Here is a 16,577-nt window from a genome sequence, read left to right on the forward strand (position 1 = left end):
CCCCGCCGCAGTCCGGGACCGAACCCGGAGGGCCATGGGGCGAGATCGCCGGATGCTTTTCACCCACGTTTTGCGTGCGAAAAGCTTCTTGCCGTCTTGCCCATGGCTCGTCTGAGAACCCGGATCGGAACATTGCGCCACGAGGCGCAGGTCCGGACCGGATTTGAGAGGAACCGACCGGTTTTCCAAGCCAGCGGCGAAGCCGCGGCGGGCCGGTCGCATTCAGGGGCACCCCGCAACGGGGCCCTCCTGGAAAGGACAAGCCATATGTTTGATATCCAACGCGAAGAAATCGAGTGGGGCGGACGCCCGCTGGTGCTGGAGACGGGCAAGGTCGCCCGCCAGGCCGACGGTGCCGTGATGGCCACCTATGGCGAGAGCAAGGTGCTGGCCACCGTCGTCTCCGCCAAGCAGCCCAAGCCCGGCTTCGACTTCTTCCCGCTGACCGTGAACTACCAGGAAAAGGCGTTCGCGGCCGGCAAGATCCCCGGCGGCTTCTTCAAGCGCGAGGGGCGTCCTTCGGAAAACGAGACCCTCGTCTCCCGTCTGATCGACCGTCCGATCCGCCCGCTCTTCGCCGAAGGCTACAAGAACGACACCCAGGTCATCATCACCGTTCTCTCCCATGACCTGGAGAACAACCCGGACATCCTCGCCATGGTCGCGGCGTCGGCCGCTCTGACGCTGTCGGGCGTTCCCTTCATGGGCCCGATCGGCGGTGCGCGCGTCGGCTACGTCAACGACGAGTACGTGCTGAACCCGCTGATCGACGACATGGCCGAGAGCGAGCTCGATCTCGTCGTCGCCGGTACGGGCGATGCGGTGCTGATGGTGGAATCGGAAGCCAAGGAGCTTTCCGAGGAAGTCATGCTCGGCGCCGTGATGTTCGGCCACAAGGGCTTCCAGCCGGTGATCGACGCGATCATCCGTCTGGCCGAGAAGGCCGCCAAGGAGCCGCGCGAGCATGTCGTGCCCTCCCATGACGAGCTCTACGCCAAGGTCAAGGAGATCGCCGAGACCGATCTCGCCGCCGCGTTCCTGGTCGCCGACAAGATCGAGCGCCAGAACCTGGTCGCAGCCGCCAAGGACAAGGTCATGGCCGGCGTGATCGTCGAGGGCGACGAGAACGCCCCGGACAAGAACGTCGTCTCCGACCTGTTCAAGAAGCTCGAGGCCTCGATCGTTCGCGGCCGCATCCTCAACGAGGGTGCCCGCATCGACGGCCGCGACCTGAAGACGGTCCGCCCGATCGTGTCGGAAGTCGGCATCCTGCCGCGCGCCCACGGCTCCGCGCTGTTCACCCGCGGCGAGACGCAGGGCCTTGTGGTTGCCACCCTCGGCACGGGCGACGACGAGCAGTTCGTCGACGCGCTGACCGGCACCTACAAAGAACGCTTCATGCTGCACTACAACTTCCCGCCCTACTCCGTGGGCGAGACCGGCCGCATGGGCTCCCCCGGACGCCGCGAGATCGGCCACGGCAAGCTCGCCTGGCGCGCCGTGCATCCGATGCTGCCGGCCCATCACGACTTCCCCTACACGCTGCGCGTGGTTTCCGAGATCACCGAGTCGAACGGCTCGTCCTCGATGGCCACCGTCTGCGGCACCTCGCTGTCGCTGATGGATGCGGGCGTTCCGCTGACGCGTCCGGTTGCCGGCATCGCCATGGGCCTCGTGCTCGAGGGTGACAAGTTCGCCGTGCTCTCCGACATTCTCGGCGACGAGGATCACCTCGGCGACATGGACTTCAAGGTCGCCGGCACGTCGGAAGGCGTCACCGCGCTGCAGATGGACATCAAGATCGCCGGCATCACCGAAGAGATCATGAAGGTCGCGCTGGGCCAGGCCCAGGAAGGCCGCCTGCATATCCTCGGCGAGATGGGCAAGGCGCTGGGCGAGGCCCGCACCGAGCTCGGCGAGTTCGCACCGCGCATCGAGGTGATCAAGATCGCGGTCGACAAGATCCGCGAAGTGATCGGCTCGGGCGGCAAGGTCATCCGCGAGATCGTGGAAAAGACCGGCGCCAAGATCGACATCGCCGACGACGGCACCATCAAGGTGGCCTCTTCCGACGGCAAGGCGATCCAGGCGGCGATCAACTGGATCAATTCCATCGCGGCCGAGCCTGAAGTGGGGCAGATCTACGAGGGCACCGTTGTGAAGACCGTCGATTTCGGCGCCTTCGTCAACTTCTTCGGCGCCAAGGACGGTCTGGTCCACATCTCCCAGCTCGCCCCGCACAAGGTCGCCAAGACCACCGATGTGGTCAAGGAAGGCGACAAGGTCAAGGTCAAGCTCATGGGCTTTGACGACCGCGGCAAGGTTCGCCTCTCCATGAAGGTCGTCGACCAGGAGACCGGCGAGGAGATCAAGCAGGACGCGTGATCCGCGCCCGCTGATCAACTGCAGGACATAAAAGGCCGGAGCGGCGACGCTCCGGCCTTTTTTCTTGTTCGGGATTGGGGACGAGTTGCGCGAAGGAAAGAGCACCGAAAGCGCTCACGCGCCACGGATATCCTGTTGCCGGATCAGGGGCCGGCGCTGCCTTTCGGTCTGAAACGAGCGAGGGTCGCGGGAGTTTGCCGGCCCGCAACACACGCGCGCAGCCCCGACACTCAATCTGGGCGTTCGATACGGCTGACTGTCCGGTCGTTTCGCAACGCAGCAGCAGAATTCGAAATGAAAGCACGCGGGGGACAGTGCGGCGCGGCGCCCCTCCCCGCGATGGCCGTGCCTCTCAGTTGAGCGGCACGGAAAGCTTCACCTGACCGGAGACGGCATTGTAGTCCTCCGCGCCGATGCCGTCGTAGGAGCCGTTCGCCTCCACCCGCACACCGCTCGGCATGCGCACGTTGAGGCCGAACTCGGCCTTCGCGCGCATCTCCACGCCTGCCGAACTCGTCGTCGTGGTGACGCCATAGGTGTCGCGCTTGAAGTTCCAGATGCCGGTCACCTTGGCCGAGGGGGCGATCATGTAGCCGCTCTCGGTCTGGTAGGTGTAGGAGATCTCGGGACCGAAATCGAGCTGGCCGACACCAACCGTCTGTTCCGGGATCTCCACGTTGAGGCTGTCGGTATAGGCTTCCTGCGTCTCTTGCATGTAGGCGACGTTGGCGGAAGGCCGGAAGCCCCAGGCGCCGAAGGTCCAGTCGCCGATGAGCCCGGCGCGCACCAGCCAGCGGGTCGTCGAGAAATCGTCCGTGTAGGTGTTGAAGGGACTGATCTCGTTGGAGGAGGTGCCCCAGGCAGCGCGCGTGTCGAGGTAGAGGTTGTTGGTCAGCCGCACAGTCGCGTAGGGACCGGCCATCCAGCCGATGCCGTTGGCATTCGCGCCGATCGTCGTGAAGTCCTGATCGAGATAGTCGAGCTGGACCAGAGCGCCGACGAGGATCCGATCGGTCAGAAGATAATCCGCCCCCGCGTGGAAGATGGCGAAGGTGCCGTCACTGTCGGAACCGTCCGAATTGTCCTCAAACCATGTGAACGAGCCGCGGAACCACACGTCCCACAGGGTCTCCTCCGGCGCAACGCCGCTCGGATTGTGCGCAAAGACGCCCGAGGTGGCGATGAGCGCCTGCTTCGCGCGGTCCTGGGCCGCATAGGCTGCGCGGATCTGCGAGACTGAGGTCTCGAACGCCATGGCAACGCCACCGGTGCCCGCCTGGGTGGCGGTCACGTCGAACGGCGTCCCCGTACCGCTCGCACCGCCGCCGAAGCGATTGCGAAGCCTGTCGATGCGACGGTTCTGGCCGGGCTCGTTCGACAGGATCAGGTCCACGCGCTTGTGCAGGAACCGGTTGATGATCGCGGTCGTGCGGTCGCGCGAGTTGGCCGTGGTGAAGGTGCAGGTGATGGCCTCGCCCGTTTCCACCGTAATGGTTGCCGTGGCAGAGCCGAGACTTGTGGAGCTGTTCGACGTGCCGCCTGTCTCCGTGCACGAGATGGCGGAGAGCCCGAAGCCCTCCGGCATGCCGCTCTTCGGCAGGGACAGCGTGTAGGTGCCGGCCACGATGTCCACCGGCACGGAACTGCCGGACCCGCTCGAGGTCGTGACGACCAGACCGTTCAACGCGCTCGCGGAAGAGGTGAAGGTGAAGGAACCGTCGCCCTCGTCGGAGTTCACAACGACGGTCACCGCCCCCAGGTCCTGGACCGTGAGGTTCACGTTGCGCACCTCGGTCGGCGTGCCCGATGCGCTGATGTTGGTGAAGGTCACCGTCCCCGTGTAAGGCGTCGAACTGGCAGAAAAGCCGTTGGCCACGGCCGTAATCGAGACCGTGACGGTCTGGCTGCCGCCGGCCGGGATCGTGCCTCCGCTGGAGGACAGGCCGATGAAGGTCTGGCTCGCGACGGCGGTGTAGCTGAGCGGGAAGCTGCCGGTGTTGGAGATGACGTAGTCACGGGTTCCGTTGAAGGGACCGCCGACGGTGCCGCTCGTGTCGAAATCGCCGGCCGTGACGGAAAACTGAGGCGCATTGCCGACCACAAGCGTGTCGCTGGCTGCGGCAACCGTCGTCGCCGTCGCGTTCGCCGTTGCAGACAAGGCGCTGGTTGAGAAGCTGAAGTTGCCGGAAGATGTGGCGAGCGGCACCGAAAGGGTGACCGTGAAGGTGCAATTCGCACCGGCGGCGAGCGAGCCGCCGGAAAAGCTCAGGGTCGAAGAGCCGGACACGACCGCACCGCCGCAGGGGGCCGCCGGCGTTGCGGAGGAGACCGTCGCTCCCGAAATCACGCTGTCGACGGCCATGGTGAAACCGAGCCCGGAAACGCTTGATGTCGCGTCGGGATTGGAAATGGCGAATTGCGCCGTTGCAGTTCCGCCGGGCGCCACGGGATCGTCCGTGAAGGACAGCGAGAAGGTGACGTTGTCGGCCGGGTTCGCCACCTCGAAGGTGTCGCTGGCGGGGTCGGCGATCTGGGTTGCGGTTTCAAAGAGCGCGCTTGAGGTGCTGGTATAGGTATTCGGCGTCGCGTTCGTGGGAACGGATAGGTTGACCGTGAACTGGCAGGTCTCGGACGGATTGAGGCTGCCGCCGGAAAGCTGGATCGCCGTGGTCCCCGTCAGGGTGGAGCCGCCGCCGCACGGATTGCTCGGCAGGGCACCGGAGACGGCAAGACCCGAGAGCACGCCGTCATAGTCGTCAGAGAAACGGATGTCTGACAATGCGCTGCCGGAAGCCGGGCTGAGGATCGTGTAGGTGACCGAGAAAGTGCCGCCCGGCAGGACCGGATCGCCGGAGAAGCTCTTCTGCAGCGTCACGTTCGCCGGCGTGATGGTCAGTTCGTCGCTTGCCGCGGCAACCGTGCCGGAGCCGGCGCCTATATTCACGGCGACCGTGCTGGTGGTGTTGGTGTGGATGCCCGCAGGCGCACCGGAAGGGATCGCCACGGCGACGGAGAAGGTACAGGTCGCCCCGGCGGGAAGGTTTGAGACGCTGGCGCTGATGCTCGTGGTGCCGGTCACGTTCCATGTGCCGCCGCCGGTGCAGCTTCCCGAATCGGCCGTGGCGCTCGCGGCAAAGCCCATCTGGGTCAGGTCGTCGGTAAATGTCGCGCTGTCGAGCGCAACGGAATTGACGCTGTTATCGAGCACGAATTGCAGCGACACCGTGCCGCCAGCCTCCACCGGATCATCGGTAAAGCTCTTGGAGAAGGCGATGTTCTCGTAGGGCGAGGAGACACTCAGCGTGTCCGCCATGGCGGACGACGAGGTCAGCGCGGTGCTGGCGACGGTGGAGCTGATCGTCGAACTCGTGCTGCCGTAACTGTTCGCCGCCGCGTTGGAGGGAACCGTGAACTGAACGGCGAAGGTGCACGAGTCGCCGGCCAGGATGTTGCCGCTTGTAAGGCTCAGCGTACCCGTCGTGCCGCCCGAGAGCGACAAGGCAGAGCCCGTTCCGCACGGATCAGCCGGCAGCGAACCGGACAGCGTGAGTCCCGGCGAAGGCAGCCCCAGACTTTCCATGTTGTCGGTGAAGGCGATTCCCGTCGCGTCGTCGGCGGTGTTCGGATTGGTCAGGACATATTGCAGGGTGACGACGGCCCCCGCCGTGACCGGATCGTCGGTGAAACTCTTGGTTCCGGTCACCGCGATGACGTCGGAGACCACGAGCGTGTCGCTCGCCGCGGATCCCGTGGCGGTCACGATGCCGCTGCCGGCATCGCCGCTCACATCCGATGTGGTGTTCGGGTAGGACCCCGCGGCCGCACCGCCCGGCACCTGCACGGTAACGGAAAAGGTGCAGACACCGCTGGGCGCCAGGACACCGCCCGCCAGCGCGATAGAGCTAGTGCCCGTCAGGGTAGAACCCGATCCGCACACGTCGCCGGCCGGCAGCCCCGTGGCAACCGCGCCGGAAAGCATCGCGTCCAGATCGTCGGTAAAGGCGATATCTGTCACGCTCGCCGCTTCGCTCTCGTTGCGCAGCGTGAATTCCAGCGTCACCGTATCTCCGGGACGGACGGGATCGTCCGTGAAGGTCTTGACCAGGCTGAGATCGAGCGCCGGGGCGGAAACCTGAAGAGTATCAGAGGCCGGCTCACCCGTGCCGTTGTCGCTCGTCACGTCGCTCGAGGTGGAAACAAAGTCGCCTGGGGGCGCGTTGGCCGGCAAGCTCAACGACAAAGATATGGTGCAGGAGCCCCCGGCTGCCAGATTGCCACCGGAAAGCACCACCGACGGCGTGCCGCTGATTTCCTGGGTGAATACGAAAGACCCCGAGCCGCACAGATTGCTGCCGGTGCCGGAGCTAACCGTCGCGTTTGCCATCGCCGTGAGACTGTCGGTGAAGGCGATGTTCGTCAGCGCATTCGAGCTGTCGGGGTTGGTGATCTGGTATTCGAGCGTCACCGTGCCGCCGGCAGCGACCGGGTCGTCGGTGAACGACTTGGTCATCACCGGCGTCTGCGTGATGACCTTGAAAGACGCCGATGCCGGGTCGCCGGAGGCCGGGGAACCGGCAATCGTACCGGAAACCGAACTCGTCGTGTTGGTCACAGTGCCGGCGGACGCGCTGGCCGGAATGTCCAGCGTCACCGTAAACGAGCAATTCGTACGCGAATCGAGGCTCGCGCCGGAGAGTGTCAATGTGGAGGAACCGGTCAGTTGCGATCCGGGGCCGCAGAAGCCAGCGGCGGGCAGCGCCGAGACCGTCATGCCGCTCAGCGCCGCGTCGAGGTCGTCGGTAAAGGAAATCGCCGTCGCCTGGGAAGACGAATTGGTGTTGTTCAGCGTGAAGGTCATGTCGATCGTGCCGCCGGGCGCAACGGAGGTGCGCGCGAACTGCTTGATCAGCGTGATCTCACCCGTGGGCAAATTGACGACAAGGGTTGCGGATGCTTCGCCGGAGGAGCCCAAGGACGAAGTCAGCGTTGCAGAGTTCACAAATGTGCCGGCCGCATTGTTCGTGACGTCCACGCTCACCGTGCACGAGGTGGCCGCTGTAAAGAAACCGCCGGCCAGCTGAACCGTTTGCGACCCCGCGGTCGCGGTCGCCGAGCCCCCCGTGCAGGTTGTGCTTATGCCGCTAGGAGAGGCCACCTGCAGTCCGGTCGGCAGCGTGTTGGTGAACCCTACGGAGGTCACGACCGAAGCAGTCGGGTTCGTGATCGTATAGGTGAGCGTCGAGGCACCGCCGATCGAGACGGAACTGGGCGAAAACGACATGTCGAACTGCAGCCGGGCGGCATCCACCGTCAGGCTTGCCGAGGCGGTACCGGAGTTGCCGGCACTGGAGGTGAGGCTTCCCGAAACGTTGCTGTAGCTGCCCGCACTTGCGGCGGTAACGTACAGCGAAACGGTGCAGCTCTGATTCGCCCCCAGGCTGGCGCCGTTCGGTGCGCCGTTGCCTTCGAAAGTGAAGGAATCGCTTGCGGTCGCCGTGACGATACCATCGGTACAGGTCGTGTCACCGCGCGGTTCGCTCGCCAGGGTCACTCCGGCGGGCAGAACGTTCGAAAACGTCATCCCCGTCACCGGCGAGGCGTCGGAATTGGTGATGGTGAAGATGAGCCGGGATTCGGAGCCTTCCGCGATGGAACTCGGCGAGAATTGCGCGCTGAAGGTCGGCTGTGCCGTGGCTGAGTGCGCCGTCGCCAACATGGCCGCCATCAGCACTCCGATAACAGCAAGTACGCGTCTGGCCCCGGTCATCCGCAATCCTTCCGATAGCAATTCGCAGTGGAGGCGAAGTGAATTTGTTTCTGAGCCGCAACGTCGGGCCAATTGCCCGGTCGCCCTGAACTGACCACGCAGCCCGCCTCCTCCGGCGCGGTCGACACCGTTCTTGCACGAGCCTGATTATTGATATTCTTCGCGCCGCACGGATATTTCTGCCCACTTCACAGTTTGTCGGATGTTTCAACGGGCGGGCCGCTGCGTCAAGCGCGATGGCGGGAGCCGACGGACTATTCGCGCTGGGGTTGCCGTTCTGCCACAATCTCGCCAGGTTCACGTCTGCCGAGAAACATATGCGGCTCCGGTGACCGGTGCTGCAGAAACATTTCGGGTCAAAAACAACTGCGGGCACTCAATACCGGGGCCGGTCGCAACTTTGGTGCCGGCGGCCTTGTTCCGAACCACGTCGTCGCCTCCTGCGGACGACAGGCGGAGAAACTGATGCTGTCGGAAAATTGCGGCGCCGGAGATTGTCAACGGCCCGAAAGCACAACGCCCCCGGATGGATCCATCCGGGGGCGCGAAAATGAAATGTCTCTTTGTCTATCCGCTTGGCGCCGCACTCGACGCGCCTAACTGCGCGTTCGAAAGTCGCGGCATCATGGCCAACGCTTTTGACGCACACGGCTTCCTCAGCATAGCGTCCAAAACCGCCGTCTTGTCGCGCAGTCGGGACGACCGCCCGAGCCGAAGGCGCCCTAGGCGTTTGCCAGCGCGCTCTGCATGTTCTTCAGATTGTCGAGCCTGGTTGCCGCGGCCAGGCGCTGGTCGTCGCCCTTGGCGTCGGCGAAATCCTCTTCCGCATTGCGGATCTGCTCGGCAATGTGCTCGGCCTTAATGTCTGCGACGTCGGTCACCTCCTGGGCGAGGATCGTCAGCCCGTTCGGCGTCACGTCGGCGAAACCGCCGACGATGTAGAGCTTGCTCTCGCGCCCGTCGACGTGTTTCACGGTGATGAAACCGGGCCGGATCGTCGACATCATCGCCGCGTGGTCCTTGAGAACGCCGAAATCACCCTCGGTGCCCGGCACGACCACCTCGTTCACCTTCTCCGAAATCAGCAGGCGTTCCGGCGAGACGAGCTCGAACTGAAACGGTTCCGCCATGGCAAGCCTCGTTCGTTCCTGGACCGACTTCCCGTCCATCGAACCGGACCGCCCGGGCGACAGGAAATCATTTCAGATCAATATTTCAGACACATTGCCCGCGGGCGGACTGACAAGTCCGCCCGGAACGTGCCCTGGAAATCGGCCGGGGCGTCATGCCAGCATCTGGCCGCTCCGGCGCTCTCGTCTTTCGGCTCCGCCCGTCGCCGCCATAGGCGTCGGGCTCGGCCGGAGCGTGCCCTATCAGGCCGCCTCGGCGGCCAGCTTCTGCGCCTTCTCGACCGCTTCCTCGATCGAACCGACCATGTAGAAGGCCGCTTCCGGAAGGTGATCGTATTCGCCGGCGCAAAGGCCCTGGAAGCCCTTGATGGTGTCGGCGAGGTCGACGAGCTTGCCGGGCGAACCGGTAAAGACTTCGGCGACGAAGAAGGGCTGCGACAGGAAGCGCTCGATCTTGCGGGCGCGGGCCACCGTCAGCTTGTCCTCTTCCGACAGCTCGTCCATGCCCAGGATGGCGATGATATCCTGCAGCGCCTTGTAGCGCTGGAGGATCTCCTGCACCTGACGGGCGACCCTGTAGTGTTCGTCACCGATGATGCGCGGATCGAGCATGCGCGAGGTGGAATCCAGCGGATCCACGGCCGGGTAGATGCCCTTTTCGGCGATCGCACGGGAAAGCACCGTGGTGGCGTCGAGGTGGGCGAAGGTGGAGGCCGGAGCCGGATCGGTCAGATCGTCGGCGGGCACGTAGACGGCCTGCACGGACGTGATCGAACCCTTGTTCGTCGTGGTGATGCGTTCCTGCATGGCGCCCATGTCGGTCGCCAGCGTCGGCTGGTAGCCCACGGCGGAAGGAATGCGGCCCAGAAGCGCCGACACTTCCGAGCCGGCCTGGGTGAAGCGGAAGATGTTGTCCACAAAGAACAGCACGTCCTGGCCCTGGTCGCGGAAGTGCTCGGCCACAGTCAGACCGGACAGCGCGACGCGGGCACGGGCCCCCGGGGGCTCGTTCATCTGGCCGTAGACGAGAGCGGCCTTGGAGCCCTCTCCGCCGCCTTCCTTGTTCACGCCGGACTCGATCATTTCCCAGTAGAGGTCGTTGCCCTCACGGGTACGCTCTCCGACGCCGGCGAACACGGAATAACCGCCGTGCGCCTTCGCGACGTTGTTGATGAGCTCCATGATCAGAACGGTCTTGCCCACGCCGGCGCCGCCGAACAGGCCGATCTTGCCACCCTTGGCGTAAGGCGCCAGCAGGTCCACGACCTTGATGCCGGTCACCAGAATTTCCGCTTCCGTCGACTGGTCGACGTATTCGGGAGCCGGCTGGTGAATGCCGCGCGTGGTTTCCGCCTTGATCTCGCCGGCTTCGTCAACGGGCTGGCCGATCACGTTCATGATGCGGCCCAGCGTGCCCTCGCCCACGGGGATGGCGATCGAACCGCCGGTGTCCACGACCTCCTGGCCGCGCACCAGACCTTCGGTGCCGTCCATGGCGATGGTGCGGACCGTGTTCTCGCCCAGATGCTGCGCGACCTCGAGCACCAGGCGCGAACCCTGGTTCTCCGTCTCAAGGGCGTTCAGGATTTCGGGCAGGTGGTCTTCGAAGCGGACGTCGACGACGGCGCCGATGACCTGGGTGACTTTTCCGACCTTTTTGTCAGCCATCACGAGTTCCTCGTCTCAAATCCGGTCTGGGCAACCCGCCGGTCAGGTGGGATCACCTGGCGGCGGACACGTTGCCCGATTCCTTAGTGCCGGGGCGTCTTGTCCGCATTCAAGCGAACGCGGCACACCCTAGAGCGCTTCCGCGCCCGCAATGATTTCGATCAGCTCGGTGGTGATCTGGGCCTGACGCTGGCGGTTATAGCTCGTCGTCAGCTTGTCGATCATCTCACCGGCGTTGCGCGTCGCGTTGTCCATCGCGGACATGCGCGCGCCCTGTTCGGACGCCGCATTCTCGAGCAGCGCCCGGAAGATCTGCACCGAGACGTTGCGCGGCAGCAGGTCCTGCAGGATCTCCGCCTCGTCCGGCTCGTAGTCGTATACCGCGCCGCCGAGATCGACCGTCTCCGCGCCTTCCGGCACGCTGGCCGGGATGACCTGCTGGGCACTCGGCACCTGCGAGATCACAGACTGGAACTTCGCGTAGAACAAGGTGCAAACATCGAACTCACCCGCGTCGAACAGCGACAGCACGCGCTTTCCGATCTCGTCGGCGTGGGTGAATCCGATCTTCTTGACCTCGCGCAGCTCGATCGTGTCGATCACCAGCTTGCCGTAGTCGCGGCGCAGGATGTCGAAGCCCTTCTTGCCGACGCACAGGATCTTGACCTGCTTGCCGTCGGCCATCAGGCGACGCGCCCGCTCCTTGGCGAGCTTGACGATGGAGTTGTTGAAGCCGCCGCAGAGGCCACGGTCGGCCGTCGCCACCACCAGAAGATGGACGTCGTCCTTGCCCGTGCCGCTCATCAGCGTCGGCGCGTCATGACGGCCCTGAAAGGCGACCGCCAGATTGGCCAGCACGGCGTCCATGCGTTCCGCATAGGGCCGTGCGGCCTCCGCCGCCTCCTGGGCGCGACGCAGCTTCGCCGCGGCCACCATCTGCATGGCCTTGGTGATCTTCTGCGTCGCCTTAACGGAGGCGATACGGTTTCGTAGGTCCTTGAGTGACGCCATAGGCGCTCCCGATCCCGGTCCTTAGCGGTTGGTTAGGCGGCGAAAGTCTTGGCGAAGTGCTCGACGGCCGACTTGAGCTTCGACGTCAGCTCGTCGTTCAGCGCCTTCTTCTCCCAGATCTCGTCCAGAACGGCCTTCTGCTCACCGCGCATGTAGGTGAGAAGACCCTGCTCGAACGCACCGACCTTGTCGACCGGCAGGTTGTCGAGATAACCGTTCACGCCGGCATAGATCACGGCGACCTGTTCCTGCGTCTTCAGCGGCGAGAACTGCGGCTGCTTCAGAAGCTCGGTCAGGCGCGCACCACGGTTCAGCAGACGCTGGGTGGTGGCATCCAGATCGGAACCGAACTGGGCAAACGCCGCCATTTCGCGGTACTGCGCCAGTTCGCCCTTGATCGGGCCGGCAACCTGCTTCATCGCCTTGATCTGGGCCGAGGAGCCCACCCGCGACACCGACAGGCCGACGTTCACCGCCGGACGGATGCCCTGGAAGAACAGATCCGTCTCGAGGAAGATCTGACCGTCGGTGATCGAAATGACGTTGGTCGGGATGTAGGCCGACACGTCGTTCGCCTGGGTCTCGATCACGGGAAGCGCGGTCAGAGAACCCGAACCGTGGTCCTCGTTGAGCTTGGCCGAACGCTCCAGCAGACGGGAATGCAGGTAGAAGACGTCGCCCGGGAAGGCTTCACGTCCCGGCGGACGACGGAGCAGCAGCGACATCTGGCGGTAGGCCACGGCCTGCTTGGACAGGTCGTCGTAGCCGATCACGGCGTGCATGCCGTTGTCGCGGAAGAACTCGCCCATCGCGCAGCCGGCGAACGGCGCCAGGTACTGCATCGGCGCCGGATCGGATGCGGTGGCGGCGATGACGATGGAATATTCCAGAGCGCCCTGGTCTTCCAGCGTCTTCACGAACTGCGCGACGGTGGAGCGCTTCTGACCGACGGCGACGTAGATGCAGTAGAGCTTCACGCTCTCGTCGTCGCCCTGGTTCAGCGGCTTCTGGTTAAGGAAGGTGTCGAGGATGATCGCGGTCTTGCCGGTCTGACGGTCACCGATGATCAGCTCGCGCTGGCCACGCCCGATCGGGATCAGCGCGTCGACCGCCTTCAGGCCCGTCGACATCGGCTCGTGCACCGACTTGCGCGGCAGGATGCCGGGCGCTTTCACGTCGACGCGGCGGCGCTCGGTCGCCTCGATCGGGCCCTTGCCGTCGATCGGGTTGCCGAGACCGTCGACGACGCGGCCAAGCAACCCCTTGCCGACCGGCACGTCCACGATGGCGCCGGTCCGCTTGACCGTGTCGCCTTCCTTAATGGTGCGGTCATCGCCAAAGATAACGACACCGACATTGTCCGTCTCAAGGTTCAGCGCCATGCCCCGGATACCACCCGGGAACTCGACCATCTCGCCGGCCTGCACATTGTCCAGACCGTAGACGCGGGCGATACCGTCACCGACGGACAACACCTGGCCGACCTCGGAAACTTCGGCCTCCTGGCCGAAGTTCTTGATCTGGTCCTTGAGGATGGCGGAGATTTCCGCGGCCCGAATATCCATCAGCCGACCTCTTTCATCGCGATTTTGAGAGAATTCAAGCGGGTCCGCAGGGACGTATCGATCATCCGGCTGCCGACCTTGACGATAAGACCACCGATCAGCGAGGGATCGACGGTCGCATTGATCTTCACATCCTTGCCCATGGCCTTCTTCAGAGCGGCCTTGAGGGCATCGACATTCGCTTCATCGAGCGCGGCTGCCGAAACGACCTCCGCGGTGACCTCGCCCCGCCGGGCGGCCGCGAGCTCGTGAAAGCCGCGAAGCATGTCGGGAAGCGCGAAAAGGCGGCGGTTGGACGCCACCAGCTTGACGAAATTGGCGGTCAGCCCACCGATCTCCGCCTTATCGAGAACGGCGCCCATGGCTCCGATCTGTTGCTCGGCGGAAAACGCGGGGCTGCGAACCAGCCGCATCAGATCTTCGCTGTCGCTAAGGAGCTTTTCCAGGTTCGCGATGTCGGCCTCGGTCGCTTCCACCGCCTTCTGCTCTTCGGCGAGCTCGAAAAGGGCGGAGGCGTACCGCTTAGCAACACCTGAGACGAGGGAGAGGTTGTCTGTCACCGTGTCCGTGCTCTGCTGACGCGCGTCAAGTCCCCATCCAAGCGCATAATCTCGGGTAGGGACTTGAATTTGAAGGAATATTTTTGGCGATACCAGCCCAGCCCGAGCTCGCACCGCCAAAGTCGGGCTTCGCATAGCATAGTGATGACGGGTGCGCAACATTACCGGTGGGCCGGAATAGGTGGTTTCCCGCCCGTCATCGACCAAAGACTTATACGAATGGCATCGTACGGTGACCAAACGTCAGGCCAGATGCCCGGTCGCAATACGCCCTACATGAAGCTCTGGGGATCAATATCGACCTGCACGCGAAGCTGGCCTTTCGGCTTCGGCGCCGAGGCGAGCCAGTCCCGCAGCCAGGCCTGGAGATCGAAACCGCGCGGAGCCTGCACGAGGATGCGCTGGCGGTAGCGCCCGCGTACCAGGGCGAGCGGCGCATCCGCCGGCCCGAGGACCGCCACCTTGCGCTCGGCCGAGAAGGGAACCGCACGAACGAGCGCGCGGGCATACCCCTCCGCCTCGCTCCGTTCCGGCGCGGAGACAATGAGCGCGGCGAGACGCCCGAACGGCGGCAGGCCGGCGGCGCGGCGGGCGGCGATCTCCTCGCGATAGAACCTATCGTGATCTCCCGACAGAAGCGCCTGGAGAACAGGGTTTTCCGGCGCATAGGTCTGCAGGAAGCCAAGCCCGCCGCCGCCGATGCGGCCGGCGCGCCCCGTCACCTGTGCCAGAAGCTGGAACGTCTTTTCCGCAGCCCTCGGATCGCCGTTGGCAAGGCCCAGATCCGCATCGACCACGCCGACGAGGCGCATCAGGGGGAAGTTGTGTCCCTTGGCGACGAGCTGGGTGCCGACGACGATATCGACCGCGCCGTCTTCCACAAGTTTCAGCTCCTGGCGCATGCGCTCGGGCGACGAAAAACTGTCGGAGGAGAGCACAAGACGCCGCGCCTCGGGAAAGAGTTCGCCCACCTCTTCAGCGATTCGCTCCACGCCCGGACCGCAGGCGACCAGCGAATCGGCCGCTCCGCAGGCGGGACACGCATCGGGCCGACGCTCATGATGGCCGCAATGGTGGCAGACGAGCTGACCTCGGAAACGGTGTTCGACCAGCCAGGCGGAACAGTTGGAGCACTGGAAGCGATGGCCGCAGTGGCGGCAGAGCGTCAGCGGAGCATAGCCGCGCCGGTTGAGGAACAGCAGGCTCTGCGCCTTGTCGGCCAGCGCTTCGCCCATGGCCGCGACGAGCTTCGGCGCCAACCAGCGACCGCGCTCCGGCCCCTCATTGCGCATGTCGATCGCCGTGATATGAGGCATTTCCGCACCCGAGGCGCGCTCTTCCAGAACGACTCTCCGGTACCGGCCCGTTTCCGCGTTCACCCGGCTTTCCACCGAGGGCGTGGCCGAGGAGAGAACAACAGGAAAGCCGGAGATGTGGCCGCGCACCACCGCCATGTCGCGTGCCGAATAGGGCACGCGGTCATCCTGCTTGAAGGCCGAATCGTGCTCCTCGTCCACGACGATCAGCCCGAGATCCCGGAAAGGCAGAAACAGCGCGGAGCGCGCGCCGACCACCACGCGGGCCTCGCCGAACGCGATATCGCGCCAGGTGCGCGCACGCATCTTCGGCGACAATTCGGAATGCCATTCCGCAGGACGGCCGCCGAATCGCGCCTCGAACCGGTCGAGAAACTGGCTTGTCAGTGCGATTTCCGGCAGCAGCACCAGCGCCTGCCGGCCCTTTCGCAGCACCTCCGCCACCGCCTCGAAATAGACCTCCGTCTTGCCCGAGCCGGTGACACCGTCGATCAACGTGACGGAATAATTCCCGCGCCCGGCCGCACGCAGGATTTCGGCCGCCTCGGCCTGGGCCTTCGTGAAGGTCGGCCCGGGCATATCGGGATCCAGCGCGGGGCGCGACGGGCGCGGCAGGTCGATGAGCGCGAGCGTTCCATGCTCGATCAAACCGTCGACAACGCCGGGACTCACGCCGGCGGCCTCCGCAAGCGCTGATTTCGTCCAGCCGGCCGGGCGCTCGTCCATGAGCTCCAAAACGCGCGTGCGCGCAGGCGTCATACGCGCGGGCGAAGCGCCGGCGGACGCCACCCCCTTCACCGGGGCTTCCGGCTCCAGCGCATCGCGCACCCTCAGCACCATACGCAGCACCATGCCGGGGGCTGCCAGCGTCCAGTTCGCCACCCATTCCACGAACCGGCGCAGATCCTTCGAGACCGGCGGCACGTCGAAGACGCGCTCGATATCGCGCACGCGCTTGGGATCAATGGAGGTGTCCGGTTCGCCGTCCCACACCGCGCCGATCACCTTGCGCGGGCCCACGGGCACTTGAACGACGGACCCCGGACGCACGTCCATCCCCTCCGGCACGCGGTAGGACCACGGTCCCTCGACGGCTACGGGAACGAGCACGGGGACGATTCGTTCGGGTTCGAAGAGCACGGTTTTCAGTGTTCCGGGGTCAAAGATTGGCCGAA

8 protein-coding genes are annotated in these 16,577 nt (G+C 64.8%); 1 reads left to right on the forward strand and 7 read right to left on the reverse strand.

The features are described from left to right. Positions 1–267: 267 nt before the first annotated feature. Complete coding sequence (pnp, locus tag V2L18_RS10495) at positions 268–2,385, forward strand: polyribonucleotide nucleotidyltransferase (RefSeq protein ID WP_336178177.1); 2,118 nt, start codon at positions 268–270, stop codon at positions 2,383–2,385. Between the two features lie 352 nt (positions 2,386–2,737). Here the strand turns inward: pnp and V2L18_RS10500 are convergent, their stop codons facing one another. From V2L18_RS10500 to V2L18_RS10530, 7 genes are all read right to left on the reverse strand, one after another. Then, entirely contained in the window at positions 2,738–8,110 is a 5,373-nt protein-coding gene (locus tag V2L18_RS10500; RefSeq protein WP_336178178.1) for an autotransporter domain-containing protein, read from the reverse strand. 764 nt (positions 8,111–8,874) lie between these two features. Further along, entirely contained in the window at positions 8,875–9,282 is a 408-nt protein-coding gene (locus V2L18_RS10505; protein WP_336178179.1) for a F0F1 ATP synthase subunit epsilon, read from the reverse strand. Between the two features lie 243 nt (positions 9,283–9,525). Beyond that, a complete protein-coding gene (gene atpD, locus V2L18_RS10510; RefSeq protein WP_336178180.1) occupies positions 9,526–10,950 on the reverse strand; it encodes a F0F1 ATP synthase subunit beta in 1,425 nt (474 codons plus the stop codon). 129 nt (positions 10,951–11,079) lie between these two features. After that, positions 11,080–11,961 carry a F0F1 ATP synthase subunit gamma gene (locus V2L18_RS10515; RefSeq protein WP_336178181.1) on the reverse strand — a complete coding sequence of 294 codons (882 nt, stop codon included), beginning with the start codon at positions 11,959–11,961 and terminating at the stop codon, positions 11,080–11,082. 32 nt (positions 11,962–11,993) lie between these two features. Beyond that, complete coding sequence (atpA, locus tag V2L18_RS10520; protein WP_336178182.1) at positions 11,994–13,526, reverse strand: F0F1 ATP synthase subunit alpha; 1,533 nt, start codon at positions 13,524–13,526, stop codon at positions 11,994–11,996. After that, positions 13,526–14,086, reverse strand: coding sequence for a F0F1 ATP synthase subunit delta (locus V2L18_RS10525; RefSeq protein WP_336178183.1), 561 nt, complete (start codon positions 14,084–14,086; stop codon positions 13,526–13,528). The genes atpA and V2L18_RS10525 overlap by 1 nt, the downstream gene beginning before the upstream one ends. A gap of 272 nt (positions 14,087–14,358) precedes the next feature. Continuing rightward, the gene (locus V2L18_RS10530; RefSeq protein WP_336178184.1) at positions 14,359–16,542 is read right to left on the reverse strand and encodes a primosomal protein N'; all 2,184 of its coding nucleotides are present in this window, start codon (positions 16,540–16,542) and stop codon (positions 14,359–14,361) included. Positions 16,543–16,577 lie beyond the last annotated feature (35 nt).

Origin of the sequence: Breoghania sp. JC706, assembly GCF_037026715.1 — a bacterium.
Lineage (GTDB): Bacteria > Pseudomonadota > Alphaproteobacteria > Rhizobiales > Stappiaceae > Breoghania.

Bases quoted from the DNA above. Each gene is read 5' to 3' on its own strand.
- atpD (WP_336178180.1), bottom strand. From the start codon at position 10,950: ATGGCTGACAAAAAGGTCGGAAAAGTCACCCAGGTCATCGGCGCCGTC.
- atpA (WP_336178182.1), bottom strand. From the start codon at position 13,526: ATGGATATTCGGGCCGCGGAAATCTCCGCCATCCTCAAGGACCAGATC.
- pnp (WP_336178177.1), top strand. From the start codon at position 268: ATGTTTGATATCCAACGCGAAGAAATCGAGTGGGGCGGACGCCCGCTG.
- V2L18_RS10515 (WP_336178181.1), bottom strand. From the start codon at position 11,961: ATGGCGTCACTCAAGGACCTACGAAACCGTATCGCCTCCGTTAAGGCG.
- V2L18_RS10505 (WP_336178179.1), bottom strand. From the start codon at position 9,282: ATGGCGGAACCGTTTCAGTTCGAGCTCGTCTCGCCGGAACGCCTGCTG.
- V2L18_RS10500 (WP_336178178.1), bottom strand. From the start codon at position 8,110: ATGGCGGCCATGTTGGCGACGGCGCACTCAGCCACGGCACAGCCGACC.